At 31.1% G+C, this 1,058-nt stretch carries 1 protein-coding gene; it reads right to left on the minus strand.

Annotation, left to right across the window (positions count from 1 at the left end; translation table 11 throughout):
- Nucleotides 1–38: 38 nt before the first annotated feature.
- Nucleotides 39–1,058 (minus strand): DnaB-like helicase C-terminal domain-containing protein (locus ACN4EE_RS23610; RefSeq protein WP_431708953.1); only part of this gene is annotated, 1,020 nt, incomplete at its 5' end.

Below are 1,058 nucleotides of genomic sequence, written 5' to 3' on the forward strand. Positions count from 1 at the left end.
ATTTTATTTTTGTTTTCCATTGCTTTACTCCTATTTAATTAAAATTGTTCATAATCATTTAAGTTATCTGTAATGTAATTAAGAGGCTCAAAGTAATGAATAGCCTTTGAGTACTTAAATAAAATATCTCCACATTTACCAGTCCTATTTTTGGCAATAATTAACCGAGAATAAGTATCAGCCTTATCCTTTTCTAGTCTGAATTTATGAGCTAAATTCTGGATTTTTTGAGCAATATTTGGGTTTTTATCTCTAAACTTTTCTTCTAAAATACCTAACTGAGTAATCTTAATTTCAGTAGGGGATTTTTCATCATTTTTTCTAGTTTCGGTATTGTCATAACTCATTAAAAGCATTATACAATCAGCACTGTGAGCAATCTTAAATGAATCTCTGAGAGCGCTCATATCTAAATCCCCTCCCCTCATTGCCTTGTTATATGCCTCTTTATTAATGTCTGAAATGGCAATAATAGGAATATTAGCTTTTCTACTAATCCGTTTTAATTCTGTGGCAATTTTACTTACTTTTAATGTCTCGTTAAAGTTGTTATCTAGGTTAGTATCTCCAGAGGATAATAGTTGTAAATAATCAACTATTAACAAATCTAATTTTAGCTTTTTAATTATTGCTAATAATCGATTCGGGGTATAACTATCATCGCACTCTAATAAGTGTAAATTCTCTCCTAAATTCTCGTTATATTGCTCGATCGACTTTAAAACTAATTCAGCAAATGAACTATTTTTTAAATGCAATTTTGCCTCAAGGTTACTCGAATTAATCCCCCCAAATCGACATAAACCAGATAAAAATAATTGATCGGCGCTCATTTCATAACTTGCATAACCTACTTTATAACCTTGAATACTTGCGTTATCTCCTATTTGGGCTGATAAAGTTGATTTACCATTAGCTGGAGGCGCACCTAAAACATATAACCTCCCCTTACCTAATCCCCCATTGAGCAAGTAATTTAAGTCATTTGAAAAGGTAGGGATATTAACATAATCCTCATCAAATAAATTATTTATCCAGTCTCCTAACTTGTCTGATAC

It is taken from the genome of Geminocystis sp. CENA526 (assembly GCF_050753365.1).
GTDB lineage: Bacteria > Cyanobacteriota > Cyanobacteriia > Cyanobacteriales > Cyanobacteriaceae > Geminocystis.